Here is a 602-nt window from a genome sequence, read left to right on the forward strand (position 1 = left end):
CAGCGGCGCCAGGCCCAGTCCACCGAACTCCAGATCGACCGGGCCCTGGAATGGAAAACCTCGGCCGCCACCCCGGCGGCCCCGCCCGAGTTCACGCCCGCCCGGTCGCGCCTGGAACGGGTGCTGCAAGACCTGCTGCGCTCGTCCTTTGGCAAAGCCCTATTGGCTGAAGAGGACCTGACCCTGCTGGAACAGGCGGGCTGGGACGACGAACGCCACCGGGCGTATTACGTAGGCACGCGGGTGGGGGGCGCGGCGCTGCTGACCCTGCTTGCCCTGAGCTTGGAACATTCGGCCCCGATCCGCGAACTCATGGCAGGCTTCCTGGGCTTTGCTACGGGCCTGCTGCTGCCTAAGTGGGTGTTGCGCGCCCGGGCCAAGACTCGCCACGCCCAGTTGCACAAGGAAATTCCGCTGCTGGTGGACCTGTTGCGCCTGCTGCAAGGCACTGGCATGAGCCTGGACATGAGCCTGCGCGTCACCGCAAGCGACTTCCAGGACATCCTGCCGGTGCTGGCCCGCGAGCTCGACATCGCCAACCGCCAGTACGCCGCCGGCCGCAGCCGCGCCGACTCGCTGCGGCGGCTGACCCGCCTGTACGG

1 pseudogene is annotated in these 602 nt (G+C 68.8%); it reads left to right on the forward strand.

Annotation, left to right across the window (positions count from 1 at the left end):
- Positions 1-602, forward strand: a pseudogene (locus HA630_RS01750) (type II secretion system F family protein); the annotation flags it as partial.

It is taken from the genome of Aquabacterium sp. A08 (assembly GCF_011742065.1).